Annotated in this window: 26 protein-coding genes; 14 read left to right on the top strand and 12 right to left on the bottom strand. The window is 73.8% G+C overall.

Going from position 1 to position 25924, the window contains the following annotated elements; all coding sequences use genetic code 11:
• Positions 1-22: 22 nt before the first annotated feature.
• The 3 genes from ACFV4N_RS21565 to allB all read right to left on the bottom strand — a co-directional run bounded on the left by ACFV4N_RS21565 (position 23) and on the right by allB (position 3987).
• Entirely contained in the window at positions 23-1555 is a 1533-nt protein-coding gene (locus ACFV4N_RS21565) for an alpha/beta hydrolase (RefSeq protein ID WP_499674355.1), read from the bottom strand.
• A 135-nt stretch (positions 1556-1690) separates the two neighbouring features.
• Positions 1691-2695 carry an allantoicase gene (gene alc, locus ACFV4N_RS21560; RefSeq protein ID WP_499674354.1) on the bottom strand — a complete coding sequence of 335 codons (1005 nt, stop codon included), beginning with the start codon at positions 2693-2695 and terminating at the stop codon, positions 1691-1693.
• Positions 2692-3987, bottom strand: coding sequence for an allantoinase AllB (gene allB, locus ACFV4N_RS21555; protein ID WP_499674353.1), 1296 nt, complete (start codon positions 3985-3987; stop codon positions 2692-2694). Before allB ends, alc begins: the two co-directional genes overlap by 4 nt.
• 173 nt (positions 3988-4160) lie before the next feature.
• On the opposite strand from allB, the gene uraD reads away from it, so the two are divergent.
• Genes uraD through pucL form a run of 3 tightly spaced genes read left to right on the top strand, consistent with a single transcriptional unit; the run spans position 4161 to position 5809 of the window.
• On the top strand, positions 4161-4643 hold the full coding sequence (gene uraD / locus ACFV4N_RS21550) for a 2-oxo-4-hydroxy-4-carboxy-5-ureidoimidazoline decarboxylase (protein ID WP_499674352.1): 483 nt from the start codon (positions 4161-4163) through the stop codon (positions 4641-4643).
• Positions 4640-4927, top strand: coding sequence for a hydroxyisourate hydrolase (locus ACFV4N_RS21545; RefSeq protein WP_499674351.1), 288 nt, complete (start codon positions 4640-4642; stop codon positions 4925-4927). The genes uraD and ACFV4N_RS21545 overlap by 4 nt, the downstream gene beginning before the upstream one ends.
• Before the next feature lie 3 nt (positions 4928-4930).
• Positions 4931-5809 (top strand): factor-independent urate hydroxylase, encoded by an 879-nt coding sequence (pucL, locus tag ACFV4N_RS21540; protein WP_499674350.1) that lies wholly within the window; start codon positions 4931-4933, stop codon positions 5807-5809.
• A gap of 7 nt (positions 5810-5816) precedes the next feature.
• Here pucL and ACFV4N_RS21535 read toward each other — a convergent pair whose 3' ends face one another.
• From ACFV4N_RS21535 to aceB, 3 genes are read right to left on the bottom strand one after another with little or no spacing between them, the layout of a single operon-like run.
• Entirely contained in the window at positions 5817-6275 is a 459-nt protein-coding gene (locus tag ACFV4N_RS21535; protein ID WP_499674349.1) for an Imm1 family immunity protein, read from the bottom strand.
• Positions 6276-6326: 51 nt separating this feature from the next.
• Positions 6327-7511 carry a DUF6986 family protein gene (locus ACFV4N_RS21530; protein WP_499674348.1) on the bottom strand — a complete coding sequence of 395 codons (1185 nt, stop codon included), beginning with the start codon at positions 7509-7511 and terminating at the stop codon, positions 6327-6329.
• 1 nt (position 7512) lies between these two features.
• On the bottom strand, positions 7513-9045 hold the full coding sequence (gene aceB, locus ACFV4N_RS21525; RefSeq protein WP_499674347.1) for a malate synthase A: 1533 nt from the start codon (positions 9043-9045) through the stop codon (positions 7513-7515).
• A 78-nt stretch (positions 9046-9123) separates the two neighbouring features.
• On the opposite strand from aceB, the gene ACFV4N_RS21520 reads away from it, so the two are divergent.
• The 3 genes from ACFV4N_RS21520 to ACFV4N_RS21510 all read left to right on the top strand — a co-directional run bounded on the left by ACFV4N_RS21520 (position 9124) and on the right by ACFV4N_RS21510 (position 10871).
• Positions 9124-9885, top strand: coding sequence for an IclR family transcriptional regulator (locus tag ACFV4N_RS21520; protein ID WP_499674346.1), 762 nt, complete (start codon positions 9124-9126; stop codon positions 9883-9885).
• Between the two features lie 76 nt (positions 9886-9961).
• Positions 9962-10501 (top strand): flavodoxin family protein, encoded by a 540-nt coding sequence (locus tag ACFV4N_RS21515; RefSeq protein ID WP_499674345.1) that lies wholly within the window; start codon positions 9962-9964, stop codon positions 10499-10501.
• A gap of 7 nt (positions 10502-10508) precedes the next feature.
• A complete protein-coding gene (locus ACFV4N_RS21510; RefSeq protein WP_499674344.1) occupies positions 10509-10871 on the top strand; it encodes a hypothetical protein in 363 nt (120 codons plus the stop codon).
• Between the two features lie 144 nt (positions 10872-11015).
• On the opposite strand, the gene ftsY is transcribed toward ACFV4N_RS21510, so the two are convergent.
• Entirely contained in the window at positions 11016-12440 is a 1425-nt protein-coding gene (gene ftsY, locus ACFV4N_RS21505; protein ID WP_499674343.1) for a signal recognition particle-docking protein FtsY, read from the bottom strand.
• A gap of 115 nt (positions 12441-12555) precedes the next feature.
• Here ftsY and ACFV4N_RS21500 point away from each other — a divergent pair, with 115 nt between their 5' ends.
• Together ACFV4N_RS21500 and ACFV4N_RS21495 are read left to right on the top strand one after the other, a co-directional pair.
• Positions 12556-13692, top strand: a complete 1137-nt coding sequence (locus tag ACFV4N_RS21500; protein WP_499674342.1) for an anhydro-N-acetylmuramic acid kinase — start codon at positions 12556-12558, stop codon at positions 13690-13692.
• A complete protein-coding gene (locus ACFV4N_RS21495) occupies positions 13679-15223 on the top strand; it encodes a sodium:solute symporter (RefSeq protein ID WP_499674341.1) in 1545 nt (514 codons plus the stop codon). Before ACFV4N_RS21500 ends, ACFV4N_RS21495 begins: the two co-directional genes overlap by 14 nt.
• Here the strand turns inward: ACFV4N_RS21495 and ACFV4N_RS21490 are convergent.
• On the bottom strand, positions 15199-16134 hold the full coding sequence (locus ACFV4N_RS21490) for a GNAT family N-acetyltransferase (protein ID WP_499674340.1): 936 nt from the start codon (positions 16132-16134) through the stop codon (positions 15199-15201). The two genes, ACFV4N_RS21495 and ACFV4N_RS21490, sit on opposite strands and share 25 nt — an antisense overlap.
• 51 nt (positions 16135-16185) lie before the next feature.
• On the opposite strand from ACFV4N_RS21490, the gene ACFV4N_RS21485 reads away from it, so the two are divergent.
• From ACFV4N_RS21485 to ACFV4N_RS21470, 4 genes are read left to right on the top strand one after another with little or no spacing between them, the layout of a single operon-like run.
• Positions 16186-16761 (top strand): maleylpyruvate isomerase N-terminal domain-containing protein, encoded by a 576-nt coding sequence (locus ACFV4N_RS21485; RefSeq protein ID WP_499674339.1) that lies wholly within the window; start codon positions 16186-16188, stop codon positions 16759-16761.
• 10 nt (positions 16762-16771) lie between these two features.
• A complete protein-coding gene (locus tag ACFV4N_RS21480; protein WP_499674338.1) occupies positions 16772-17971 on the top strand; it encodes a cytochrome P450 in 1200 nt (399 codons plus the stop codon).
• Positions 17972-18009: 38 nt separating this feature from the next.
• Positions 18010-18351 (top strand): hypothetical protein, encoded by a 342-nt coding sequence (locus tag ACFV4N_RS21475; protein WP_499674337.1) that lies wholly within the window; start codon positions 18010-18012, stop codon positions 18349-18351.
• Between the two features lie 15 nt (positions 18352-18366).
• Positions 18367-19068 (top strand): lysophospholipid acyltransferase family protein, encoded by a 702-nt coding sequence (locus ACFV4N_RS21470; RefSeq protein ID WP_499674336.1) that lies wholly within the window; start codon positions 18367-18369, stop codon positions 19066-19068.
• Between the two features lie 43 nt (positions 19069-19111).
• Here ACFV4N_RS21470 and smc read toward each other — a convergent pair whose 3' ends face one another.
• The 4 genes from smc to ACFV4N_RS21450 are packed head-to-tail and all read right to left on the bottom strand — an operon-like array spanning position 19112 to position 24412.
• The gene (gene smc, locus ACFV4N_RS21465; protein WP_499674335.1) at positions 19112-22879 is read right to left on the bottom strand and encodes a chromosome segregation protein SMC; all 3768 of its coding nucleotides are present in this window, start codon (positions 22877-22879) and stop codon (positions 19112-19114) included.
• A gap of 58 nt (positions 22880-22937) precedes the next feature.
• Positions 22938-23579: an anti-sigma factor family protein gene (locus ACFV4N_RS21460; RefSeq protein WP_499674334.1), complete on the bottom strand. Its 642-nt coding sequence runs from the start codon at positions 23577-23579 to the stop codon at positions 22938-22940.
• A complete protein-coding gene (locus tag ACFV4N_RS21455) occupies positions 23576-24082 on the bottom strand; it encodes a sigma-70 family RNA polymerase sigma factor (RefSeq protein WP_499674333.1) in 507 nt (168 codons plus the stop codon). Before ACFV4N_RS21455 ends, ACFV4N_RS21460 begins: the two co-directional genes overlap by 4 nt.
• 33 nt (positions 24083-24115) lie before the next feature.
• Positions 24116-24412: an acylphosphatase gene (locus ACFV4N_RS21450; RefSeq protein ID WP_499674332.1), complete on the bottom strand. Its 297-nt coding sequence runs from the start codon at positions 24410-24412 to the stop codon at positions 24116-24118.
• Positions 24413-24476: 64 nt separating this feature from the next.
• Between ACFV4N_RS21450 and ACFV4N_RS21445 the strand changes: the two genes are divergently transcribed.
• Together ACFV4N_RS21445 and ACFV4N_RS21440 are read left to right on the top strand one after the other, a co-directional pair.
• Positions 24477-25190 carry a CAP domain-containing protein gene (locus ACFV4N_RS21445; RefSeq protein WP_499674331.1) on the top strand — a complete coding sequence of 238 codons (714 nt, stop codon included), beginning with the start codon at positions 24477-24479 and terminating at the stop codon, positions 25188-25190.
• Between the two features lie 30 nt (positions 25191-25220).
• Positions 25221-25733: a hypothetical protein gene (locus ACFV4N_RS21440; protein WP_499674330.1), complete on the top strand. Its 513-nt coding sequence runs from the start codon at positions 25221-25223 to the stop codon at positions 25731-25733.
• Positions 25734-25924 lie beyond the last annotated feature (191 nt).

Genomic DNA, 25924 nt, shown 5'->3' with positions numbered 1-25924 from the left:
GCGGCTCGCGGACCGGGTGCGCTTATCCCAGCCAGCCCGGCACGCCGGGCGCCGGGCCCTTCGGCAGCGGTCGCGCGTCGAGCGCGGCGACCGACTGGGCCGGGGGTTCGACCGCCGCGCAGCGGGCGCCGTCGCGCGGGGTCTTGAGGGTGATCAGGTACTCGTCCATGGCGCCGGTGGTGCAGTCGCTGCGGCCGTAGACGCCGTGGCCCCAGCCCTCGTAGGTGAGCAGCACGGTGGTGTCGCGGCTCTGCCGGTGGGCGTTGGCCGCCCACTCGTACGGCGTGGACGGGTCGTGCAGGGCGTTGGTCATGAGGATCTTGGGCGCGTCCTCGATCCGCAGCCGGTGCTGCGGGTTGTTCACCTTCTCCGGCAGGCCGATGCAGCCGGTGGTCGCACCGTGCCCGAGGGACGAGCCGCGCATGTGCGGCGCGAGCCGGTTGTTCCGCTCGACCAGCGCGGACAGCTCGCGGTGGCTCTTCACGCGGATCGCCCAGTCCTGGCAGAACACCGCGGCGAACGGGTTCTCCGCGGTCTCCTGCGCCGCGAACGCCTCGAACGCCGCGGCGCCCGCCGTGCCCGCGCGGAGGTCCGCGATCAGCTGGGCGAGCGGCGCCCAGTCGGGGCCGTAGAACGCGCCGAGCGCGGCGCCGCTGAGCTGCTCGGCGGTCACCACCCGGCTCGGGTCGTCCGGGTCGGTGATCTCGCCGCGGTCGGCGCGGGCGAGCAGGTCGTCCCACACCGCGGCCACGTCCTGGCCGTGCAGGGCGCACGACGGGGTGCGGTCGCACCACTTCACGAACTCGTGGAAGGAGTCCTCGGCGCCCACGGCCTCGGTCTCGTTGAAGCGCCGGGTGCCCAGGCTGTGGTCCATGTTCGAGTCGAGGACCATGGCGCGGATGTCGCGGCCGAACTCCTCGGCGTACTGCTGGCCGATGAGCGTGCCGTAGGAGATGCCGTAGTAGTTGATCTTCCGCTCGCCGAGCGCCTTGCGCAGCGCGTCGATGTCCTTGACCACGGACAGGGTGTCGGCGTGGTCGTAGATCGGACCGGAGTGCTCGCGGCAGTCGGCGGCCAGCTCGCGGTTGTACGCGGCCAGCGCCCGGAAGCCCGCCTCGTCGGCCGGGTAGGCCGACGGCGCGTCCAGCAGCAGGTCGAGCGAGCACTTCACCGGTTGGCTGCGGGCCACGCCGCGCGGGTCGAAGCCGATGATGTCGAAGCGCTCCAGCACGGCGGGGCTGAAGTACGAGTCCGCGCGCAGCGCGAAGCTGACCCCCGAACCGCCGGGGCCACCGGGGTTGATCACCAGCACGCCGACGCGCTTGGTCGGGTCGGTGGCCTTGCGGCGGGCGACGGCCAGGTCGAACCGCTCGCCGCGGGGGCGCTCCCAGTCGATCGGCAGGCTGAGCGCGCCGCACTCCACCTCGGCCAGTTCCTCGCACGGGGCCCACTCGACGCGCCCCGCGCCCGCTGTCGCCTCCGCGCCCGGTGTTTCCGCCGACGCGAACGGCGCTGTCCCCACTGCGAGCGCGCAGGCGGCGGCGACGCCGCTCAACGCTCGGATGCTCGGTCGCACAGGTTCCTCCCTAGTTCCTGTCACCCGATAGGGTGTTCGCAGGCTTCCAGGGGTGTAGCGCCCCTCACAACCAACTCAAGTCGGACAGAAGATCAGCCCTAAGGCTGACAACTTTCACCTCGTTCGGGTTACGGCCTGATAGCGCTTAGTGAGCGCGTCGAGTCCCGCCGGCGTCAGCGCGCCGACCAGCCTGAGGCGGGCCATCCCGCCGTCCGGGTAGATGTCGAGCCGCGCGCGGGTCACCTCCTCGCCCCCCGCCACGCGGAAGCGGTGGCGGGTGTCGGGCTGCAACCGGGTCCGGGGCAGCAGGTCGAACCACCCGCCGTCGCCCCGCGCGCCCCGCACCGACGCCCAGCCCGGCGCGTTGCCCTTGAAGTGGGTGGTGTCCAGCTCCACCAGGCGGACCACGCCGGCCGCGGCCAGCGCGACCTCCACCCAGTCGTTGCCGTCGTCCCGGCGCCGCGCGGTCTCCCAGCCCTCGCCCATCACCCGGGCCCGGCCCGGCGCGATTAGGTTGTTCGGCGAGCCGTAGAACATGTCGCTGCACCCGACGACCGACGCGCCGTTCTCCAGCGCCGCCAGGTCCAGCGCCTCCGGCACCACCAGCTCCGGGTCGACCACCGGCTCGCCGTGCACGCGCAGCCGCGCCACGCCGCCGTCCGGGTGGATGGTCAGGCGGACGTGCGTCCAGCGGCGCCCGCCGGCCACGTCGAAGTAGTGCTTGCGGTCGCCCTCCAGGGGCGACTTCGGCACCACGGTCTCCCAGCCGGTCAGCTCCGCCGGGCTCGGGTAACCGCGGACCGCGGTCGCCTCCACCGACGCGAACGGCGGGTAGTTGCCCTTGAAGAACGCCGTGTCCACGACCACGCCCCGGACGACGCCCGGCAGGCCGAGGCGCACGACCGCGTGGTCCACGCCCGGCTCGCGGCGGCGGCGCGTCTCCCACCCGTCGTAGACCTGGCCCTTGTTGCCGAACGTGTGCGGCCGGTACCCCGGCTCGGCCCGCTCGACCAGGTTCTCCCGCTCGGCGAAGGACTCGTCGTTGGCCCACACCACGCCGCCGCCCACCGACCGGCAGGCCAGGTCCGGCAGCAGGGTCCAGCCAGGTGCCCCGGTCATGCCCCTCCCCTCGTCAGCAACCGCCCGCGCGGTCGGTCGTCCACCGGCTGCCCGCGCAGCCACGTGCGCCGCACCACCCCGGACAGCGGGCGGCCGTGGTACGGGGTGACGGGGTTGCGGTGGTGCAGCGCCGCCCGGTCCACCACGAACGCCTCGTCCGGGGCGAACACCGCGAAGTCGGCGTCCGCGCCGGGCGCGATCCGGCCCTTGGTCGCCAGCCCCACCAGGTCGGCCGGGTTGGTCGCCATCCACCGCACCACGTCGGTCAGCGCGTGACCGCGCCGCCGGGCCTGGGTCCACACCGCGGGCAGGCCGAGCTGGAGGCTCGCCACGCCGCCCCACGCGGTGGCGAAGTCGCCCCGCTTCAGCTCCGGCGTGCACGGCGAGTGGTCGGTGACCACCAGGTCGATCACGCCCTCGCCCAGGGCGCGCCACAGCAGCTCGCGGTTGGCCGCGTCGCGGATCGGCGGGCAGCACTTGAACTCCGTCGCGCCGTCCGCGATCTCCTCGGCGACGAACGTGAGGTAGTGCGGGCACGTCTCCGCGGTCACCGCCAGCCCGCGCGCCCGCGCCTCCCGCACCCGCGCCAGGGCCTCCGCGCTGGACAGGTGCAGCACGTGCAGCCGGGCGCCGGTCCCGGCGGCCAGCTCCACCACCGAGCCGACCGCCCTGGTCTCCGCGCGGTGCGGCCGGGAGTCGAGGAACGCCCGGTAGCCGGGGCCGGGGTCGGTGACCTCGTGCGGGTCCTCGGCGTGCACGACCGTCAACGCGCCCAGCGGCGCCAGCCGCTCCAGGGCCCGGCGCAGCCCGGCTGCGTCCACGGGCGGGAACTCGTCCACGCCCGAGTGGACCAGGAAGCACTTGAAGCCGAACACGCCCGCCTCGTGCAGCGCCACCAGGTCATCGGCGTTGCCCGGCACGATCCCGCCCCAGAAGCCCACGTCCACGTGGACCCGGCCGCGCGCCGCCGCCCGCTTGACCTCCAGCGCCGCCGGCGTCGTGGTCGGCGGCAGGCTGTTCAGCGGCATGTCCACGATCGTGGTGACCCCGCCGGCCGCCGCCGCCCGGGTGGCCGTGCCGAAGCCCTCCCACTCGGCGCGCCCCGGGTCGTTGACGTGGACGTGGGTGTCCACCAGGCCCGGCAGCAGGACCTCGTCCGGCGCCAGCTCGACCACCGGACCGTCGTCGAGGCGGTCGGCCACCGCGACCACGCGCCCGCCCGCCACGCCCACGTCGGCCGCGCGCTCGCCGTCCGGGGTGATCACTCGCGCCGCGCGCAGCACCAGGTCCATGGCCTCACCTTCCCAGCCGGCGCGGCGCGTGGCGACCACCCCGGTGTTCCGGGTTCGTTTCCGATCCGGCCGCCGGGGCGGGCGGTCGCCGGGCCGTTGACACGTCCGGGGGGCGCTCGTACCGTCCCGCCAAGGCGGAAACGCGGTTCCGCGATACAGAAGAGGGGGCGCCGATGCCCGACCTGCCCGCGTTCAACTCGGCGCACCCCGACGACCTCCGCCCCCTGCTCGCCGAGTGCCTCGCGGTGCCGCGCTGGGTCGACGCCGTGCTGGCCGGCAGGCCCTACTCGGACGCGGACGCACTGCTCACCGCCGCGAACCGGGCCGCCGAGGCGCTGTCGGACGACGAGGTCCGCGCCGCCCTCGCGGCGCACCCGCGCATCGGCGAGCGGGCGACGGGCGGCGGGCCCGGCGCCGGGTGGTCCGCCGACGAGCAGTCCGGCGTCGCCGCCTCCGCGCGGCTGGCCGCCGCGAACGCCGCCTACGAGGAGCGCTTCGGGCACCTCTACCTGGTGTGCGCGACCGGGCTGAGCGGCGAGCGGGTGCTGGCCGACCTCACCGCGCGCCTGGACAACCCGCCGGACGTCGAGCTGCGCGTGGTGAACCGGGAACTGGCCCGGATCGCGGCGCTGCGGCTGGGGAAGGTGCTGACGTGACCACGCTGTCCACCCACGTGCTCGACGCGGAGGCCGGTCGGCCCCGGGTCGGCGTGCCGGTCCGCCTGGAGCGCGACGGCGAGGTGCTGGCCACCGGGCGCACCGACGAAGACGGGCGGCTGCGGTTCGCCGAACAGCTGTCGCCCGGCGCGCACCGGCTGGTGTTCGAGGTCGACACCCCGTTCTACCCGGAGATCACCGTGACCTTCCGGGTCGAGGGGGACCACCTGCACGTGCCGGTCCTGCTGAGCCCGTTCGCGTACACCACCTACAGAGGGAGCTGAGCCGTGGCCATCGTCCTGGGGGAGAACCAGTACGGGAAGGCGGAGATCCGCCTCGTCGTGGTGTCGCGGGACGGCGACGTGCACGGGGTCAAGGACCTGACCGTGAGCACCTCGCTGCGCGGCGACCTCGCGGACACCCACCTGACCGGCGACAACGCCAAGGTGCTGGCCACCGACACGCAGAAGAACACCGTCCACGCCTTCGCCCGGCAGCGGCCCGTCGGCGAGATCGAGGACTTCGCGCTGCGGCTCGCCCGGCACTTCGTGTCCTCCCAGGAGGCCATCACCGGCGCGCGGGTCCTGGTCGACGAGCACCCGTGGCAGCGGATCGAGGGCCACGACCACTCGTTCGTGGCGGGCGGCGCCGAGAAGCGCACCACCGCCGTGACCGTCGACGGCGACCGGGCCTGGGTGGTGTCCGGCGTGCGGGACCTCGTGGTGCTCAAGACCACCGGCTCGGAGTTCCACGGCTTCCCCCGCGACGAGTACACGACGCTCCCGGAGACCGACGACCGCGTGCTCGCCACCTCCGTCACCGCCCGCTGGCGCTACCGGGGCGGGACCGTCGACTGGGCCGGGGCGCACGCCGCGATCAGGCGGCTGCTGCTGACCACCTTCGCCGCCAAGCACAGCCTGTCGCTCCAGCAGACCCTCTACGCGATGGGCGAGGCGGTGCTGCTGGCCCGGCCGGAGGTGGCCGAGGTCCGGCTGTCCATGCCGAACCGGCACCACTTCGCCGTCGACCTGTCCCCGTTCGGGCTGACGAACGACAACGAGGTGTTCCACGCCGCCGACCGGCCGTACGGGCTCATCGAGGGATCGGTGCTGCGCGACGACGCCGAGGACCCCGGGCTCGCCTGGCACACCCTGCCGGCCTTCTAGTCCGCGTTCACCTCTCGTAGCGCGCCATCCGCTGGAGCCGCCAGGAGTGGAACAGGTCGGACTCCTCGTACCAGTCCACGACGGTCGGCCGCCGCGCGGTGGCCAGGAACTCCAGCAGGATCGCGCGGAACACCGGCAGCGGCACGCCCACGCCCGGCGGGAAGTCCGTGTACGGCTCGTCCACGAACGGCGCGCCCGGGTCGCCCTTGGGCCAGCCGGTGAACTCGTCGTCGACGTAGTTCAGGTAGCCCCACCCGCCGCGGACGGCGAGCACCAGGTTGTGGTCGCTCTCGCCCTCGTCGTCGACGTCGCGGCCGAAGTGCTCCAGCATCCCGTCGTTGCACCCGGGCCGCGCCAGGGCCTCGATGAGCAGGTCGACGTCCGCCTCGCACGCCACCACCTGGTAGCGGAACTCGGCCCGTTCCAGGTCGGGCAGCCCGGTCCACAACCCGGCGCGCATGGTCATGCGCACCACGATGGCGGCTCGGGCGCGGTTCGGCCCGGCGAGCGGCCGGTATCACCCCATCCGGCGATGGGCCAGCTCACGCAGCTCGGGCAGGCCCAGGCCGGTGGCGTCGCGGACCTCGTCCTCGGCCAGCGCGCCGCAGTCCAGCGCCCGCAGGAACGACGCCGACAGGGCCTGGGCGGTGGCGGGCTCGTCCAGCACGGAGCCGCCGGCGCGCTCCACGTACGCCCGGAGCCTGCGCGCGTCGGCCGCCACGCCCTCCAGGTGGAACGCGTGCACCGCGGCGTACCGGGTCACCAGTTGCGCCGGGTGCAGGTCCCAGCCCTGGTAGAAGCCGTGCGCCAGGGACCGGCGCACCAGCCCGTAGTGCGTGCGCCACCCCTCCTCGACCCGGTCGCCGACCGGCAGCACGTTGGTCGAGCCGTCGGACAGCTCGACGCCCGTGCCCGCCGCGGACACCTGCATGACGTGGCGGGCGAAGTCGCACGCGCCGTGCGCCAGGTGCTGGTGCGCCGCGCCGAGGCCGCAGCCCGCCGTGTAGTCGTAGGTGCCGAAGTGCAGGCCGCTGATCCGGCCCCGGCCGGCCTCGATGAACCGCGGCAGCGCCAGCCGCCCCTCCGGGTCGACGACCGACCGCGTCGTCTCGACCTGTACCTCGAACCGCAGCGGCAGCCCGAACAGGTCCAGCACCTCGCCGAACACCTCGACCTGCGCCACCGACGTGACCTTGGGGAAGGTGATCACCAGCCCCTCGGGCGCGCCGCCGAGCGCGGTCAGGAAGACGTCGAGGGTGCGGAGGCCGCGCTCGCGCAGCGCCGCCGTGTCGAACGACTTGATCCGCAGGCCGAAGCGCGGTGGCGCGACGCCGTCGGACAGCCAGTCCCGCACCACCAGCGCGGTGCGCTCGGCGTCGGCGTCCTCCTCGTCGTCGGGGCGGGCGCCGTAGCCGTCCTCGAAGTCGACCCGCAGGTCCTCCACCGGCTCGGCGGCGAGCTTGGCCCGCACCCGGTCCGGCACGACCGCCGGCACGCCGAGCAGGCCGACCAGGTCGGGGTGCGCGTCCAGCGCCTCGACCGCCCGCGAACCCCAGTCCCGCACGGTCGAGGCGGTGACCCGGTCGGCCGGGACGTAGCAGGTGTGCACGGGCTGCCTGCCGACCGGCCACCTCGGCTCCACGTCGGTCAGCCGCGCGGTGAGCGCCCGCACCGCGCCCGGGTCGAGCGAGGTCCGGGGCACGTCAGCCGATCCGCTCGTAGGCGGGCAGGGTCAGGAAGTCCACGAACTCGTCGGACAGCGCGACCCGCTCGAACAGCTCGACGGCCAGGTCCAGGTGGTCGCCCCCCAGCTCCCGCCCCGCGCGGGCCAGCACCTCGCGCACCAGGTCGGCGGTCACCGGCGTGCCGTCGTCGAGCACCACGCCGTTGTGCACCCACTGCCACAGCTGGGAGCGGGAGATCTCGGCGGTGGCGGCGTCCTCCATGAGGTCGTGGATGGCCGCCGCGCCGTTGCCGCCCAGCCACGACAGCAGGTAGCGCACGCCGACGTCCACGGCCGACTCCAGGCCCGCACGGGTCGCGCGGCCGCCGGCGGAGGCGAAGTCCAGGAGCTGCTCGGCGGTGACGGACACCTCGGGCCTCAGCACGTCGAGCTGGTTGGGCCGGTCGCCCAGCCGCTCGTCGAAGACCTCCCGGCACACCGGCACCAGGTCGGGGTGGGCCACCCAGGAGCCGTCGAACCCGTCGCCCGCCTCGCGGGTCTTGTCCGCGCGCACCTTCGCCAGCGCGTTCTCCGTGACCTCGGGGTCTCGCCGGTTCGGGATGAACGCGGCCATGCCGCCGATGGCGAACGCGCCGCGCTTGTGGCAGGTGCGCACCAGGAGTTCGGTGTAGGCGCGCATGAACGGCGCGGTCATGGTGATGCTGTTGCGGTCGGGCAGCACGGCGCCCGGGCCCGCGTCGCGGAAGTACTTGATCACGCTGAACAGGTAGTCCCAGCGGCCGGCGTTCAGGCCGGAGGCGTGGTCGCGCAGCTCGTGGAGGATCTCCTCCATCTCGAACGCGGCCGGGATGGTCTCGATCAGCACGGTCGCGCGGATCGTGCCGTGCGGTACGCCGAGCCGCTGCTGCGCGGCGGTGAACACGTCGTTCCACAGCCGGGCTTCGAGGTGGCTCTCCATCTTCGGCAGGTAGTAGTACGGCCGGCCGAGCGCGGCGTTGTGGAAGAAGTGCAGGCCGAAGTCGACCAGCGCGCCGACGGCGGGTTCGCCGTCGACCTCCAGGTGCTTCTCGGGCAGGTGCCAGCCGCGCGGGCGGACCACGATCGCGGGGCGCTCCACGTCGTCGCGCAGGGCGTAGCGCCTGCCCTCCGGCGAGGTGAACGCGATGTCGCCCCGGGCCGCGTCGCGGAGGTTGACCTGGCCGGAGACCACGTTGTGCCAGTGCGGCGTGTTCGCGTCCTCCAGGTCGGCCAGCCACACCTTCGCGCCGGAGTTCAGCGCGTTGATGGTCATCTTGCGCTCGGTCGGGCCGGTGATCTCGACCCGCCGGTCGCGCAGCGGCTCGGGCGCCTCGGCGACCCGCCAGTCGCCGTCGCGCACGGCCCGCGTCTCGGGCAGGAAGCCCAGCGGGCGGCGTTGCGCGCGGCGGCGCATCAGCTCGGCGTGCCGCGGCGCGAACGCCCGGTGCAGCTCGGCCACGAACTCCAGCGCGTCCGGGGTGAGGACCTCGTCCCCGCGCTCCACTTCGCCGCCGAGGACGCGAACACCAGGCATGGAGGCCACCTCTGCTCCGAGTCGACTTCTGCTCAGCGGACTATAGTTTCCGCGAAGCGGAACGGCAACGAAGGAGTGGTGGCCGTGGCCCGGGAGTCCACCGGTGGCGTCCAGTCGCTGCGGCGAGCCTTCGACCTGCTGGAACGCCTCGCCGACGCGGGTGGCGAGGCGAGCCTGTCGGAGCTGGCGGCCACGTCCGGGCTGCCGCTGCCGACGATCCACCGGCTGATCCGCACGCTGGTCGCGCTGGGGTACGTGCGGCAGAACAGCAACCGGCGCTACACCCTCGGCTCGCGGCTGATCAGGCTCGGCGAGACGGCGTCGCGGCAGTTCGGCACGTGGGCGCGGCCGTTCCTGGCGGAGCTGGTGGACCAGGTCGGCGAGACGGCGAACCTGGCCGTGCTGGACGGCGACGAGGTCGTGTACGTGGCGCAGGCGCCGTCGCGGCACTCGGTGCGGATGTTCACCGAGGTCGGCCGCCGGGTGCTGCCGCACGGCACGGGCGTGGGCAAGGCGATGCTGGCGATGCTGCCCCGGGACGAGGTGCGGGCGCTGCTGGGGCGGACCGGGCTGCCCGCGTACACGCCGAACACGATCACCGACGCGGCGGAGCTGCTGGCGTCGCTGGACCGGGTCGCCGAGCAGGGGTACGCGCTGGACGAGAGCGAGCAGGAGCTGGGCGTGCGGTGCGTCGCGGTGCCGCTGCGCGGCGCGCCCGCGCCGGCGGCGGTGTCGGTGTCCGGGCCGGACAGCCGGCTGACCAGGGAGGCCGTGGCGCGGATGCTGCCCGACGTGCTGCGGATGGCGGAGCGGCTGTCGACCCAGGCGGCCCAGGTCTGACCCCCGGGACGGACTTGACTGGACCTCGCTTGCGGGTAGATTACATGCACGTACATACACATGATTGGGGGACGGCATGACCGACCGCAAGTTCCTGTTCGTGCTGGGCAGCTCGCGCCGCGACGGCAACACCGAGCAGTTGGCGAGGATCGCGGCCGAGCAGCTCGGCGACGTCGAGCAGCGCTGGCTGTGGCTGGGCGACGTGCCGCTGGAGGAGTACCGGGACATCCGCTACCCGGTCAGCGAGCGGCCCGACCCGAAGGGCAACGAGAAGCTGCTGCTGGACGCCACGCTGGAGGCCACGGACATCGTGATCGCCTCGCCGACCTACTGGTACAGCGTGTCGTCGTCGACCAAGCGCTACCTGGACCACTGGTCGAACTGGGAGCGCATCCCCGGCTTCCTGGACACCCTGGCGGGCAAGACGCTGTGGGTGGTCACCGCGCTGGCCGAGGAGCACCACCAGGCCGACGCGCTGCTGGACGCGCTCCAGCGCGCCGCGCGCTGGACGAAGATGACGTGGGGCGGCGGCCTGGTCGGCGTCGGGAACCGACCGGGTGACGTGCTGTCCGACACCACCGCGCTGGCGCGGGCGAAGACGTTCTTCGCGGCATGATCACCGGGTGACGACGACCCACCGCGGACGCACGCTGACCCTGTTCTGGACCGATCACCAGGTGGTGGGCCGCTGGTGCGACGGGACCGAGCTCCCGCCGGCGCCCACCACCACCCCGGCCGACCGGGTGGCGTGGCTGGTGGACCTGATCGCCGAGCACCGGCGCGCCTACCCCGGCGCCCGGGTCCGGGCCACCAACCGCCGGACCTGGCGCACCCCGTCCCCGGGCCGCCCCCTCCCGCCCCGGTCCTCCCCTCCCACTCCCCCGCCGATCCGCCCCCACGTGATCCGCTCCCCCTTGGCGCCCCTGCACCACCACGTGACCTCCACGGGCCACCTGAAAGAGTGCTGGCACCACTGCCCCGACTAACCGCGAGTCGTACGTCCAGGACCCGCGAGTCGTACGTTCAGGACCCCCGAGTTGCACGTTCGCGTCGGACGGTTCTCGTCCTGAACGTTGAACTCGGGGGTCCTGCAGGTACGACACGGTCAGCCTGGACGTACGACTCGCGGGTCAGCCCAGGAGGGCGTCCACGAAGGCCTTCGGTTCGAAGGGGGCCAGGTGGTCGGCGCCCTCGCCCAGGCCGACGAGCTTGACCGGGACGCCCAGTTCCCGCTGGACCTGGAAGACGATGCCGCCCTTGGCGGTGCCGTCGAGCTTGGTCAGCACGATGCCGGTCACGTCGACCACGTCGGCGAAGACGCGGGCCTGCGTGAGGCCGTTCTGGCCGGTGGTGGCGTCGAGGACCAGCAGCACCTCGTCCACCGCCGCCTGCTTCTCCACCACGCGCTTGACCTTGCCCAGCTCGTCCATCAGGCCGGTCTTGGTGTGCAGGCGGCCGGCCGTGTCGATGAGCACGGTGTCCACGCCCGCGTCCACGCCGCGCTTGACCGCCTCGAACGCCACCGACGCCGGGTCCGCGCCCTCCGCGCCGCGCACGGTCGACGCGCCTACGCGCGAACCCCACGTCTCCAGCTGGTCGGCCGCCGCCGCGCGGAAGGTGTCCGCCGCGCCCAGCAGCACGGTCCGGCCGTCGGCCACCAGCACGCGTGCCAGCTTGCCCGTGGTGGTGGTCTTGCCGACGCCGTTGACGCCGACCACCAGCACGACCGCGGGCTTGCCCGAGTGCGGCAGCGCGTTGACCGCGCGGTCCATCTCCGGGTGCAGCACGCCCACCAGCACGTCGCGCAGCATCGCCCGCGCGTCGTCGGACGTCCGCACGCCCCGCGCGGCGATCTGCCCGCGCAGCGCGGCCACCACCTCGTCGGTGATCGCCGCGCCGAGGTCGGCCATGAGCAGCGTGTCCTCGACGTCGGTCCACGAGTCCTCGTCCAGGTCGCCCGCGCCCAGCAGGCCGAGCAGGCCCTGGCCGAACGTGGACCGCGACCGGGACAGCCGCCCGCGCAGCCGCTCCAGCCGCCCCTCGGTCGGCTCGATCTCGTCGATCTCCGACGCCTGCTCGGGCAGGTCGACCTCGACGAACCCGCGCTTGACCGAGTCGCGCGGCACGGACGCGTCGTCGCCGACGCCCGGCTGGCCGTCGACCTCGGTGCGGTCGGCCACCGGGTGCTCGACCGGCGCCACGTCGGGCACCACGTCCGGCGCCGCGGGTCCCGCGACCGGCTCGACGACCGGGTCCGCGGCGGGCGGCGTGACGGACGGCGTGACGGCCGGCGGTTCGGCGGCGCGCGGTTCGGCGACGCGCGGCGGCGGGGCCTTCTCGACCACCTCCGGTTCGGGCCGCTCGACCACCGGCGGCGGCGCGGGCGCGTTGAACGTGATCGCGCCGCCCGCCCGGTACCCCTGGGCGGGCTTGTCCTGCTCGGGCTCGGTGAGGCTGATCCGCCGCCGCCGGGACAGCACGACGCCCGTCACCAGGGCGACCAGGAGCAGTGCCGCGACGACGACGATGATCCAGATCAGGGTCGTGGTGGTCACCGGGCAATCCTCGCACGACCCGCGCATGTTGCCGTTCGACGAACCACGTCGAGATCAGGCAACTTTCCCACCACCACTCTTGCGCGCACCCTCCGGTGTGCAATAGACCACAGTCGTGAGGGTGATCGGGCTGATCTCAGGCACCTCGATGGACGCCATCGACGTGGCCGTGGCCGAGCTGTCCCTGGACGGTCCCACCGTCCACCTGGAACCCGTCGAGCACGCCGAGCACCCGTTCCCCGAGCACCTGCGGGGGCAGCCGACCTCGGCCGCCGAGCTGTGCGCCCTGGACATCGGGCTCGGCCGGGCGTTCGCCGAGGTGGCCGCGCGGTACCGGGGCGACCTGGTCGCCTCGCTCGGGCAGACCGTGCACCACGAGGTCGAGGACGGCCGCTGCCTGGGCACGCTCCAGCTCGGCAGGCCCGCGTGGATAGCCGAAGCCACCGGCCTGCCGGTGGTCTCGGACTTCCGGTCGCGCGACGTCGCCGCCGGCGGGCACGGCGCGCCGCTGGCGAGCACCCTGGACGCCCTGTGGCTGGCCGACTTCGACGGCCCGGCCACCGCGCTGAACCTCGGCGGCATCGCCAACGTGACCAGGGTTTCGCCCGAAGGGGTGATCGCCTACGACACCGGGCCCGGCAACGCCCTCCTGGACGCCGCGATGACCGTCCTCACCGGCGGCCGGCGCACGCAGGACACCGACGGCGAGTTCGCCCGGCGCGGGCGGGTGGACGCCGAGCTGCTCGACCGCCTCCTCGCCGACCCGTACTACGCGCTCCCCGCGCCCAAGTCCACCGGCAAGGAGCACTTCAACCGCGCCTACCTGGACCGGGTCGCCGAGGGGATGACCGTCCAGGCCGAGGACTTCCTGGCCACCCTCACCGAGCTGACCGCCCGCACGGCCGCCGCCGGGTGCGAGGGCGTCGTCATCGGCTCGGGCGGCGGGATGCGCAACCCCGCCCTCGTCGACGCGTTGCGCCGGCACGTGGACCTGCGCGCCAGCGACGAGTTCGGCCTGCCCGCCGACGGCAAGGAGGCCTACCTCGCCGCCCTGCTGGGCTTCCTGACCTGGCACGGCCTACCCGCCAACGTGCCGTCCGCCACCGGCGCCGCCGGACCGCGCCCGCTGGGGTCGATCACCCCCGGCCGCTTCCCGCCGCGCCTGCCGGAACCCGCGGTGACCGCCGTCCGCGGTCTGAGGATCGGCCGCCACCAGCGGCCCTGGGATGGAGGACCACGTGCGCGCACTTGACGTCGGCATCATCGTGCTGTTCCTGGTGGGCATGCCGCTGCTGGGCGTGTGGATCGGCGGCAGGCAGCGGTCGGCCACCGACTACTTCGTCGGCGAGCGCCGCATCCCGTGGTGGGTGGTGTGCGTGTCCGTGGTGTCGGCGGAGACGTCGACGCTGACGGTGCTGAGCGTGCCCACGGTCGGCTACCTCGGCACGATGACGTTCCTGTCGCTCGCGATCGGCTACCTGATCGGCCGGGTCGTGGTGTCGTTCGTGCTGCTGCCGAAGTACGTCGCGGGCGAGCTGATCACCGCCTACGGGTTCCTGGGCAAGCGGTTCGGCGGCGGCCTCCAGAGCACCGCCTCGGTGACGTTCCTGGTGACCCGCCTGCTCGCGGACGGCCTGCGGCTGTTCGCCACGGCCATCCCGGTCAAGGTGGTGCTGTCCGCCTACGGCGTGGACGCCTCGTACTGGGCGATCGTGGCGGTGCTGGGCGTGGCGATGGTCGTCTACAGCTTCCTCGGCGGCGTGCGGGCCGTGGTGTGGGTCGACGCGATCCAGATGCTCTGGTACGTCCTCGGCGCGGTCGCGGTAATCTCGGTGCTGAGCGGGAAGCTGCCGGACGGCTGGTTCTCCGGCGCCTCCGACGCGGGCAAGTTCCAGGTCCTCGACCTCGCCTCCAACCCGCTGACCTCGCAGTACGCGCTCCCGACCGCGTTCATCGGCGGCGCGGTGCTGTCCATGGCCTCGCACGGCGCGGACCAGCTGATCGTGCAGCGGCTGATGGCCACCAAGGAGGTGCGCGCGGCGCAGAAGGCGCTGATCGCCAGCGGCGTGGTGGTGTTCCTCCAGTTCGCGCTGTTCCTGTTCATCGGCGTGATGCTGTGGGCCTTCTACCGGGCCGCCGCGCCGGTGAAGGACCTCGGCCTGAACAACAACGACGAGCTGTTCGCGCACTTCATCGTCAACGAGATGCCGTCCGGGCTGTCCGGCTTCGTGATCGCGGGCATCCTCGCGGCGGCGCTGTCGTCGTCGCTGGGCGCGCTGGCGTCCTCGACGGTCACCGACGTGGTGCAGCGCGTGCGGCGGCGCCCGATGACGGAGGAGGAGGTGTTCCGGCAGGGCCGCGCGTGGACCGTGGTGTGGGCGGGCCTGCTGATCGTGTGCGCCGGGCTGTTCGCGTCGTTCACCCGGCGCGGCAACCCGATCGTCGAGCAGGGCCTGTCGATCTCCGGGTTCACCTACGGCGCGCTGCTGGGCGCGTTCCTGCTGGGGCTGCTGTTCCGCCGGGCCCGGCAGCTCGACGCGGTCGTGGCGTTCGGGGTGACCGTGGTGGTGATGGCGTTCGTGATCCTCGGGGTGAAGTTCGTCGGACCCGACGCGCGCCTGGTGGTCGACTTCGCCGCCGCGGCGCCGGCGAACAAGGTGTTCGCGCTCGCCTACCCCTGGTACACGCCGCTGGGCGTGCTGGTCACGCTGGTCGTCGGCGGGTTGCTGTCGCTGCGGCACAGGACCGACGACCCCGTTCAAGCCGCCTTGCCCGCGCGGTAGGCCACCAGCTCCAGGTGCAGCCGGAAGCCCAGGCGCTCGAACAGGCGCTGGGACGACCGGTTGCCGGCCAGGATCGCGGCGGCGGCCTGGGGACGGGCCCCGGACTTCTCGGCGAGCTTCCAGATCAGCTCGGTGACCAGGGCCGCGCCCACGCCGTTGCCGCGCACCTCCGGCTCCACCGCCACGAAGTCGAGGTAGAACTCGGCCGGGTCGGCCTTGCCGGAGGCGTAGCCGAGCACCCGGTCGCCGTCCATCGCGACGACGACGGTGTGGTCCCGGCTGCCGTCCACCAGGGAGCGGCCCGACAGGTAGGTCTTGGGGAAGCACCTCTCGTGCAGCACGGCGACGGCCTGGTGCACGGCGGGGTCCGTGGGCAGCAGGCGCATCTCGCGCGCCGGGCCGGTGCGCGGGCAGCCCACCTCCCGCAGCAGCAGGTTCCGCAGGTCGTCGCCCGTCAGCGTGTGGATGCCGCACGGTCGGGCGGCGGAGAAGCCGTGCCGCTCCGCGAACGCGGCCAGCCGCCGGTGCCCGGTGTGGCCCAGCAGCTCGCGGTCGGCGACGTCACCGAGCAGCGGCGCGGCGGCGGCGTACAGGGCGTCGGCGGTCTGGTCCCAGATGCGGCTGCCCGCCGGGTGGTTCACCGGCACGTCCACGAACGGCCCGTGCAGGAACGCGCGGCGCAGCTCGGTGTCCACCTCGATGCTGAGCGCGCCGCACGCGCGGTCCGAGTCGTCGACGGCGACGACGGTGCAGGAGGGCCAGTCGGGCTCGAACTCGGCCAGCTCCTCGGCCACCTCGCCGAGCGTCTCGCCGAGGTAGCCGATGTGGTGCGCGTCGTCGGCCTGCAGCCGGAGCACCAGGGCGGTGACGGCCTCCAGGTCGGCCTGGGTGGCGGGACGGATGTCGTACATGTCTGAGATGGTCGCTCGCGGGTCTGACTAACGCGAGGGAGTTTTCCGACAGTGGACGCGAAGGACGTGACGGAGGTCGCGGCGCACTGCGCGGCGTTCCTGGACGGCGTGGCCGAGGCCGACTGGACGGCGGTCGTGCCGGACCTGGACCGGACGGTGGCGCAGGTGGTGGCGCACACCTGCGACAGCGTGCTCTGGTACGCCACCGACCTGGCCGCGGGGCCGGTGGAGCTGAGCACGGCGGAGGTGCGGGTGCGGCCGGACAGCGCGCCCCGCGACCTGGTGCGGACGCTGGAGACCTCCGCGTCGGTGCTCGCGTCCGTGCTGGCGGCGGTGCCCGAGGGCGCGCGGGGGTGGCACGCGTGGGGCGTGTCGGACGCGGCCGGGTTCGCCGCGATGGCGTGCGACGAGATGCTGGTGCACACCCACGACGCCGGGCGGGGGCTGGCCGTGGCGTTCGAGCCGCCGCCCCGGTACGCGGAGGAGGTGGTGGCCCGGCTGTTCCCCGACGCGCCGACCGGCCACGACCCGGTGGACACCCTGCTGTGGGCCAACGGCCGCGCGCCGCTCGGCGAGCTGCCCAGGCGCGAAGGTTGGCGCTGGCACAGCGCACCGCCGGCCTCCTAGCGTCGGTGGCATGACGGACAGCGCCCCCGCGCACGGGGACCCCGCCGACGGCGTCCTGGACATCCCCTTCCCCGACGCCTTCGCCTTCGACCCCTCGCCCACCTGGGCCCGGCTGCGGGAGGAGGCGCCCGTGGTCCGGGCGCGCACCCTCACGGGCGCGCTGGTGTGGCTGGTGACCCGCTACGACGACGTGAAGCTGGTGCTGGCCGACCCCCGGTTCTCGCGCGCGGCCGTGGTGGCGCCGGGCGCGCCTCGGGCCGGGGTGTCCAAACCGCTGCCCAACACCCTGCCGACCACCGACCCGCCCGAGCACACCCGGCTGCGCAAGCTGGTGTCCGGCGCGTTCTCGCACCGGCGGGTCGAGGCGACCAGGCCGTGGGTGCGCGAGCTGTGCGAGGAGCTGGCGGACGGCCTGGTGGCAGGCGCGGACCTGCGGCGGGTGTTCGCGCTGCCGCTGCCGATCCAGGTGATCTGCACGCTGCTCGGCGTGCCGTACGCGGACCGCGAGCGGTTCCGCGGGTGGGTGGAGCTGGCCTACAGCCTGGAGGTGTCCGAGCGGCCCCGGGTCGAGGCGGCGATGGCGGGCCTGCTGGAGTACATGGGCGCGCTGGTGGCCGACAAGCGGCGCGCGGGGCGGTCGGACGACGTGCTCGACGAGCTGTGCGCCACCCCGCTCACCCACGACGAGCTGGTGGCGTTCGCGCTGAACCTGCTCGTCGCCGGCCACGAGACGTCGGCCAACCAGATCACCAGCTTCGTGGCCACGCTGCTGCGCGACCGGCGGCACTGGGAGCGGCTGGCGGCCGAGCCCGAACTGGTGCCGGTCGCGGTCGAGGAGCTGATGCGGTTCACGAGGCTCAGCGACGTGGGGCAGCTCCGGATCGCGCTGGAGGACGTGGAGGTCGCGGGGGTGCGGGTGCGCGCCGGCGAGGGCGTGATGGCGTCGATCGGCTCGGCCAACCGGGACCCGCGGGCGTTCCCGGAGCCGGATGAGCTGAACCTCACCCGCGCGCCCAACCAGCACCTGGCGCTGGGCGTCGGCCCGCACTTCTGCCTGGGCGCGCAACTGGCGCGGGTGGAGCTGCAGGAGGCGTTGCTAGTGCTGCTGCGGAGGTTCCCCGGCCTGCGCCCGGCGCGCCCCGTCGACGAGCTGGCGTGGCGACGGGTGCTGGTCAGCGGTCTGGCCGAGTTGCCGATCGTGCCGGAGTAGGTGTTGCCGGGCGTGGTGCTGTGGGGAACCCTGGGAGGGTGAGTGAGGAAACGATCCAACTCGAACTCAATGACACCGGGGTGGCGGTAGACCTCCCGATGCCCTCCCACCAGCGCGACAAGGTGCAGGACGTCCCCTACCGGCCGGTCGAGTTCAGTGACGACGACCTGCCCAGCGCGCTGGAACGAGCGGCGATCTGGCTGCGGCAGACCCAGGAGTGGCTCGGCGAAGCGGTCGACGTGATCGCGGTGCACCTGGATTACGACGACACCAAGGGCTCGCCGTACTACAACCTGAAACTGCTGTGCAACGAGGAGGACCTGGCCGGCGCGCCGAAGGTGGTCCGCGAACACTCGAACAGCGCGACTACTGGTCAGTAACGTATTCTGGGCGTCATGCCTGATCGCGTGTACCCGCCGGTGATCGCCGCGTGCAAGTTGATGTTCCGCGTGCTCGACCTGCGCATCACCCGGGACGGCACCGAGCACGTGCCGACCACCGGCGGGGCCGTGCTGGCCTCCAACCACGTCTCCTACCTGGACTTCATCTTCGCGGGGTTCGGGGCGCTGCCCGCGAAGAGGTTCGTGCGCTTCATGGCCAAGCACGAGGTGTTCGAGCACAAGGTCTCCGGACCGCTGATGCGCGGCATGCACCACATCCCCGTGGACCGGAGCGCGGGCCAGGCCTCCTACCAGCAGGCGCTGGCGGCGCTGCGGGCCGGCGAGGTCGTCGGGATCTTCCCCGAGGCCACGATCAGCCGGTCGTTCACGGTCAAGGAGGTCAAGAGCGGCGCGGTGCGGCTGGCCGCCGAGGCCGGGGTGCCGCTGCTGCCGGTGGCGCTGTGGGGCACCCAGCGGCTGTGGACCAAGGGCAAGCCCAAGGACCTGACCCAGCGGCACGTGCCGGTGACGATCGTGGTGGGCGCGCCGATCGAGCCGACCACGGACGAGGCGCTGCGCACGCGGATGCAGGAGCTGCTCGACGAGGCCCAGCGGCGGTACCCGGAGCCCGGCGAGGGGCAGTGGTGGCAGCCCGCGCACCTGGGCGGGACGGCGCCGACGCCGGAGGAAGCGGCCCGGCTGGACGCGCGCCGCTAGGCCGACCGGGTGATCCCCCGCCCCCAGGGGCGGGGCGCCGGCGTCAGGCGGGCCCGGCGGCTTCGGGTTCGGCTCCGGCGGCTTCGGGCCCGGTGACTTCGGCTCCGGCGGCTCGGGGTTCGGCGGCTTCCGGTTCGGTGACTTCGGGTTCGGTGACTTCGGGTTCGGTGACTTCAGGTTCAGAGGCTTCGGGCGCGGCTGCCTTCGGCCCGGACTTGGCCGCCGCCTTCGGCTTCTCCTCCCGGCCCCGCAGCCGCTGCGAGATCACCTGGCTGATGCCGTCACCCCGCATCGACACGCCGTACAGCGCGTCGGCGATCTCCATGGTCGGCTTCTGGTGCGTGATGATCAGCAGCTGCGACCTCTCCCGCAACTGCTCGAACAACCCGATCAGCCGGTGCAGGTTGGTGTCGTCCAGCGCCGCCTCGACCTCGTCCATCACGTAGAACGGCGAGGGCCGCGCGCGGAAGATCGCGACCAGCATCGCCACCGCCGCCAGCGACTTCTCGCCACCCGACAGCAGCGACAGCCGCTTGACCTTCTTGCCCGGCGGGCGCGCCTCCAGCTCGATGCCGGTGGTCAGCATGTCGTCCGGCTCGGTCAGCACGAGCCTGCCCTCGCCGCCGGGGAACAGGACCTTGAACACGACCTCGAACTCGCGCGCGACGTCCTCGTAGGCCGACGTGAAGACCTCCAGGATCTTGTCGTCGACCTCCTTCACCACGGTCAGCAGGTCGCGCCGGGTCGCCTTGATGTCCTCCAGCTGGTTGGACAGGAACTTGTACCGCTCCTCCAGCGCGGCGAACTCCTCCAGCGCCAGCGGGTTGACCTTGCCCAGCAGCGACAGGTCCCGCTCGGCCCGCTTGGCGCGCCGGGCCTGGGTGTCGCGGTCGTACGGGATGGGCTGCGGCGCGGTCACCGCCTCGCCGCGCTCCTTGGCGGCCTCGTACTCGGCCACCTCCTGCGGCGACGGCGGGATCGGCACGTCCGGCCCGTACTCGCCGACCAGGTCGTCCAGGCCGATGCCGAAGTCCTCGGCGACCTTGTTCTCCAGCTGCTCGATGCGCATCCGCTGCTCGGCGCGCAGCACCTCGTCCCGGTGCACGGCGTCGGTCAGCTTCTCCAGCTCCACCGACATCTCCCGCACCAAGCTGCGCACCTGCGACAGGTACGCCTCGCGGCGGGTCCTGCGCTCCTGCGCGGCGTCGCGCTCGCGGGCGGCGCGGGACAGCGACTCGGCGATCCGCTCCAGCGCCGCCTCGCCGCCGCGCACCACGGCCTTGGCCACGACCGCGCCCCGCGCCCGGGACGCCTGGGCCCGCTGGGCGCGTTCCCTGGCCTCGCGCTCGGCGCGGGCGGCGCGGCGCAGGGCGTCCGCCTTGCCCTGCACGGCGCGGGCGCGCTCCTCGGCGGTGCGCAGCGCCAGGCGCGCGTCGACCTCGCCCTGCCGGGCGGACGCCAGCTCGGCGGCCAGCTCGTCGCGGTGCGCGGTGTCCGGCTCGTCGTCCAGCTCCTGCTCCTCCTGGGCGACGAGCAGGCGCTCCTCCAGCTCCGCCAGCCGCAGCAGGTTCTCCTCGCGGGCCGCCTCGACCTTCGCGCGCTGCGCGCGGGCCCGCTCGGCCTCGGCCTCGGCCGACCGCACGGCCGCCGCCAGCCGGTTGAGCCGCTCCGACGACCGGGCGCGGCGCACCTTGGCCTCGTTGAGCTGCTCCTTCACCGCGGCGACCTCGGCGCGCCTCGCCTGCTGCTCGGCCCGCGCGCCCTCCAGGGACGCCGCGGCCTGCTCCAGCGCCCGTTCGGCCAGCGCCAGCTTCTCGGACGCCTCGTCCACGGCGGCCTGGACCTCGATGACGCTCTGGCTGCGGCCGGAACCGCCGACCGCCCAGTCCCCGCCGAACACGTCGCCCTCGCGGGTCACCGCCCGCACCGACGGGTGCGCGGCCACCAGCTCCCGGGCCCCGGCGAGGTCGTCGACCACGGCCAGCCGGTCGAGGGCCCGGTGCAGGGCGGGCCGCAGCGCCTCGGGCGCACCCACCAGCTCCGCGGCCCACCGCGCGCCGGCCGGCAGCGCGGGCCAGCCCGACCGGTCGACCTCGCCCGTGCCGCCGATCAGCACGCCGGCCCGCCCGGCATCCTGCTCCCGCAACAGCTCCAGCGCCGCCACCGCGTCGGACCCGGACGCCACCGCGACCGCGTCCGCGATCGGCCCCAGCGCCGCCGCCAGCGCCACCTCGTACCCCGGCTCCACGGTCAGCAGCGCCGCCACCGAGCCGAGCAGGCCCGGCAGCCGGGACGCCAGCAGCGCGCCCGCGCCGTCCTTGCGGGTCAGGCCCAGCGACAGCGCGTCCACCCGCGCCTGCCACGACGCGATGTCGCGCTCCGCCGCGCGTTCGGCCTTGACCAGCTCCTCGACCCGCGACCGCGCCGCGTCGTTCGCCTCGACGGCCAGCCGGTGCCGCTCGTCGAGCCCCTCGTCGTCCTCGTCCTCGGTGCCGGTCACCTCGCGGGCCTCGGCCAGCTCCGCCGCCGCGACCTCGGCGCGCCCCACCGCCTCGGCCAGCGAGGCGGACATGCGCTCGATCTCCTCGGCGGTCGCGCTCGTCTTCGACCGCAGCGCCTCCACCTGCCCGGACAGCCGGGCCAGCCCCTCGCGCCGGTCGGCGATCGCCCGCACCGCGGCCAGGTGCGCCTTCTCCGCCGCGGACACGACCCGTTCCAGCTCGGCGCGGGTCTCCACGGCCTCCGCCAGCCCGACCCGCGCCTCGGTCACCCCGTCCTGGAGCTCCTGCTCCAGCTCGGCGGTCTGCTCGGCCTCGGCCTCCAGCTCGTCGGGGTCGCGCCCGCCGCGCGGCGCCTCCACGGCCGCCGACAGGTGCCGCTCCCGCTCCACGGCCAGCCGCACCGTGCCGCGCAACCGCTCCTCCAGCGCCGACAGCCGGTACCAGGTGTCCTGGGCCTGCTGGAGCCGGGGCGCGTCGGCCGCGACCTGGTCCTCCAGCTCGTTCTGCTGGAACTGGGCCTGCTGGAGCGACTTCTCCACCTCGGCGCGGCGGGCGCGGGCGGCGGCCTCGTCCCGCTCCTCGCGGGCCAGCGCCTCGCGCTGCGTGACCAGGTCGTCGGCGAGCAGGCGCATCCGCGCGTCCCGCAGCTCGGACTGCACGACCTGGGCGCGGCGGGCGATCTCGGCCTGCTTGCCCAGCGGCTTGAGCTGGCGGCGCAGCTCGGCGGTGAGGTCGGTCAGGCGGGTCAGGTTCGCCTGCATCGCCTCCAGCTTCCGCAGCGCCTTCTCCTTGCGCTTGCGGTGCTTGAGGACGCCCGCGGCCTCCTCGACGAACGCCCGCCGCTCCTCGGGCTTGGACTCCAGGATCGCGGCGAGCTGGCCCTGGCCGACGATCACGTGCATCTCGCGGCCGATGCCGGAGTCGCTCAGCAGCTCCTGGATGTCCATCAGCCGGCACGAGTTGCCGTTGATCTCGTACTCGGTGGCGCCCTCGCGGAACATCCGGCGGGTGATCGACACCTCGACGTAGTCGATCGGCAGCGCGCCGTCGGAGTTGTCGATGGTCAGCGTCACCTCGGCGCGGCCGAGCGGCGCGCGGCCGGACGTGCCGGCGAAGATGACGTCCTCCATCTTGCCGCCGCGCAGGTCCTTGGCGCCCTGCGTGCCCATCACCCAGCGGAGTGCGTCGAGCACGTTCGACTTGCCGGACCCGTTGGGACCGACTACGCAGGTGATGCCGGGCTCGAAGCGCAGCGTGGTAGCCGAGGCGAAGGACTTGAAGCCCTTCAGCGTCAGGCTCTTGAGGTGCACGCCCGGCAGAGTACCCAAGAACGCCGCGCGCCCGGCGCAGGCGCGCTGACCTGCGCGATCACGGTCTCACCGACACGAGCACCCGCTTGTCGACCACCACGTCCAGGCGCTCGATCTCGTCCACCCGGAAGGACGTGGAACCGGGGATGCGCTCGTCCTCCGGGTGGTCGGTGCCCCACCAGCCGCCGATCTCGGTGCGCCCGGCCCGGTCGTGGACGACCAGGGCGCAGCGCGCGTCCTCGGGCAGGTCGCGCAGGGTCATCCACAGCTCCGTGCCCCAGCTCTTGGTGACCAGCTCGATGTCGGCGGCCGCGCCGGACGAGGAGTTGGTGGCCTGCCAGGTCACCCCGGCCGGGTCGTCCTCCAGCAGCCGGGGCACCAGCAGGACCGCGCCGAGCAGCACCAGGACCAGCGCGGCGGCCCCGACCAGCACCGCCGGGCGCGGCCACCGGCGGGCGGCGGCGGGTTCCGGCCCGGCGGGCAGCGGCCACAGCGCGGGCTCCGGCTCCGGGTCGTCGAACGGCAGCTCCAGGTCCTCCAGCCGCACCTGGCCCAGCAGCCCCGGCAGCGGCGCGAGGCGCACCATCTCCCGGCGGCACGTGGCGCAGCCGGGCACGTGCCGCTCGAACCCGGCCCGCTCCGCCGGGTCGAGCGAACCGAGCAGGTAGGCGCCGAGCGCGACGGTGTGCGTGCAGCTCACGACTGGGTCACCCCGCGTTCCTCCAGCGCGTCGCGCAGCGCCCTCAGCGCGTAGAAGCAGCGGGACTTGACCGTGCCCGGCGGGATGCCCAGCACCGCCGCCGCCTCGGCCACCGACCGCCTGCGGTAGTACAGCTCGACCACCACGTTCCGGTGGTCGGGCGTGAGCGCGCGCAGCGCCTCGGCGACCTGCCAGCTCTGGAGCACGTGGTCGACGGCGTCCGCCACCGGCGGCAGGTGCTCGGCCTCGATCGGCACCTCGGAGTGCTTGCCGTCGCGCTTGCGGAAGCCGGAGATCACCAGGTTGCGCGCCACCGTGTAGAGCCACGGCCCGGCCTCGGCCGGGGTCAGCTGGTCGGCGTGCCGCCAGGCCCGCAGCAGCGTCTCCTGGACCACGTCCTCCGCGTGCTGGTGGTCACCGCCCACCATGCGCAGGACGTAGCCGTGCAGCGGGCCGCGCCAACGGCCGTACAGCTGCCTGACGACATCTTCGCCACGGTCCACATCGGTGTACTACGCCACCGGCCCCGCGCGCGTTCAACGTTCCGCGAAACCCGTGATGCCCCCGCGCGCCTCCGACCAGCGCTCCACGACCGATTCCACCCGACCGGGGGTGGTGCCCGAACGCAGCGCGACGAGCAGGTCCCGACAGGCGGACTCCGGCCCCTCGGCGTTCACCTCGACCCGGCCGTCCCGCAGGTTGGAGGCGGAACCGACCAAGCCCAGCTCAAGGGCCCTGGCCCGGGTCCACCACCGGAAGCCGACCCCCTGCACGTGGCCCCGCACCCAGGCGGTGAGACGCACGGTCCGTTCTGCTTCAGCCACGCCAGCCATCCTGTCACTTCACTCGTTAGTGGTACGGTGCGCGACCGTGAGTGCACGGCGCGGTAACCGATCCGTGATCGGCGGACTCGTCGGCCTGCTGCTGGGCGCGGCCGGTGCGACCGGTGTCGCCTTCGCCGGCCCGGAGCAGCTGGCCCCGTTCGTCGGGGACACCGCAGCACAGAGCGCGGCGCCGGACAACCGGACCGGCACCGGTGGCGTGGGCGGCGTCGGCGAGCCCGCGGGCCCCGACGAGCCCGGCGCGGTCCCCACGACCGGGGCGACCACGTCGACCGCGGCCACGACCACCACCACGACGACGACCACGACCGAGGCGACCACCACCACGACCGGCGCGACGACGACCACGGCGCCCGGTGAGCCCTCGACCGCGCCCACCACGACCACCGAGCCCGTCGAGGTGCTGCCGGAGGACGAGGTCGTCGCCCTGGTCAACGAGGCGCGCGACCTCGCCGGCTGCGAGCCGCTGACCGTGGACGAGCGAGTGGTCGAGGCGGCCCAGGAGCACAGCACCGACATGGCGGAGCGGGGCTACTTCTCGCACACCACCCCCGACGGCGTGGACTTCGCCCAGCGGATGCGGACCGCGGGCTACCCGAACCCCGGCGGCGAGAACATCGCCAAGGGCCAGCGGTCGGCCGAGCAGGTCATGAACTCGTGGATGAACTCCGACGGGCACCGCCGCAACATCCTCAACTGCGGGTTCACCACCATCGGCGTCGGCCTGGACACCCGCGGTTGGTACTGGACCCAGAACTTCGGCTGGTAGACCTCCACCGAGCGACCCTTGGGAGCACCGTTGTACGAGACCCCGGAGCCCGACCGCCCCCGCCTGCGCGTGTCGCCGCACGTGCTGCTGGCCGCGTCCGGTGTCGTCGTGTCGACGATCTTCGCCGCGGTCGCCTCGATGGCGGCCCCGACGACCGGCGCCGCGCCCGCGGGGTCCACGCCGCGCGAGGACGTGGTGTCCCGCGACATCCTCACCACGGTGCCCACCGGCGGCTCCTCGTCCGTCGTCACGACCACGGCCGAGACGACCACCACCACGACCGAGTCGTCGTCGACCGCGCCCACGACGACCACCCCGCGCCGCACCCGCGTGACCACGGTGACCAGGCCGGACGGCACCACCACGACCACCACGGTCGAGGAGACCCAGCCGCCGCAGCAGACCGGCAACCCCGGCGGTCCCACGCAGACGACGACCACCACCACGACCGCCCCGCCGGTCACCACCACAACCACCACGACGACGACCACCCCGCCGGTCACCACCACGACCACGACCGAGAGCGGCGCGGAAGGCCTATAAACGATCACCCCGGCGTTCGGTTGCGGCCCACCACACCATCGTGTGGTGGGCCGCTCGAACGTTGAGGTGGGCGCGGTGATCCGCCGATAACCCGAGCACCTGACCATCCGACCGGTTCCCCCGCAGGGAGATGGTGTGTTCGAGGAAGCTCGTCCAGCGTCGCCGCAGCCGACGCCCCCGGCACCGACGAC

This window comes from Actinosynnema sp. NPDC059797, assembly GCF_042732085.1.
In the GTDB taxonomy this organism is placed as follows: Bacteria; Actinomycetota; Actinomycetes; order Mycobacteriales; family Pseudonocardiaceae; genus Actinosynnema.
This window is presented reverse-complemented; position numbering and strand designations above follow the sequence as displayed.

Excerpts from the sequence above, each read along its gene's own strand:
- aceB (WP_499674347.1), bottom strand. The coding sequence starts at position 9,045 with ATGCCTGGTGTTCGCGTCCTCGGCGGCGAAGTGGAGCGCGGGGACGAG.
- ACFV4N_RS21450 (WP_499674332.1), bottom strand. The coding sequence starts at position 24,412 with ATGGCTGGCGTGGCTGAAGCAGAACGGACCGTGCGTCTCACCGCCTGG.
- ACFV4N_RS21515 (WP_499674345.1), top strand. The coding sequence starts at position 9,962 with ATGACCGACCGCAAGTTCCTGTTCGTGCTGGGCAGCTCGCGCCGCGAC.
- ACFV4N_RS21490 (WP_499674340.1), bottom strand. The coding sequence starts at position 16,134 with ATGTACGACATCCGTCCCGCCACCCAGGCCGACCTGGAGGCCGTCACC.
- alc (WP_499674354.1), bottom strand. The coding sequence starts at position 2,695 with ATGACCGGGGCACCTGGCTGGACCCTGCTGCCGGACCTGGCCTGCCGG.
- ACFV4N_RS21470 (WP_499674336.1), top strand. The coding sequence starts at position 18,367 with ATGCCTGATCGCGTGTACCCGCCGGTGATCGCCGCGTGCAAGTTGATG.
- uraD (WP_499674352.1), top strand. The coding sequence starts at position 4,161 with ATGCCCGACCTGCCCGCGTTCAACTCGGCGCACCCCGACGACCTCCGC.
- allB (WP_499674353.1), bottom strand. The coding sequence starts at position 3,987 with ATGGACCTGGTGCTGCGCGCGGCGCGAGTGATCACCCCGGACGGCGAG.
- ACFV4N_RS21535 (WP_499674349.1), bottom strand. The coding sequence starts at position 6,275 with ATGACCATGCGCGCCGGGTTGTGGACCGGGCTGCCCGACCTGGAACGG.
- ACFV4N_RS21480 (WP_499674338.1), top strand. The coding sequence starts at position 16,772 with ATGACGGACAGCGCCCCCGCGCACGGGGACCCCGCCGACGGCGTCCTG.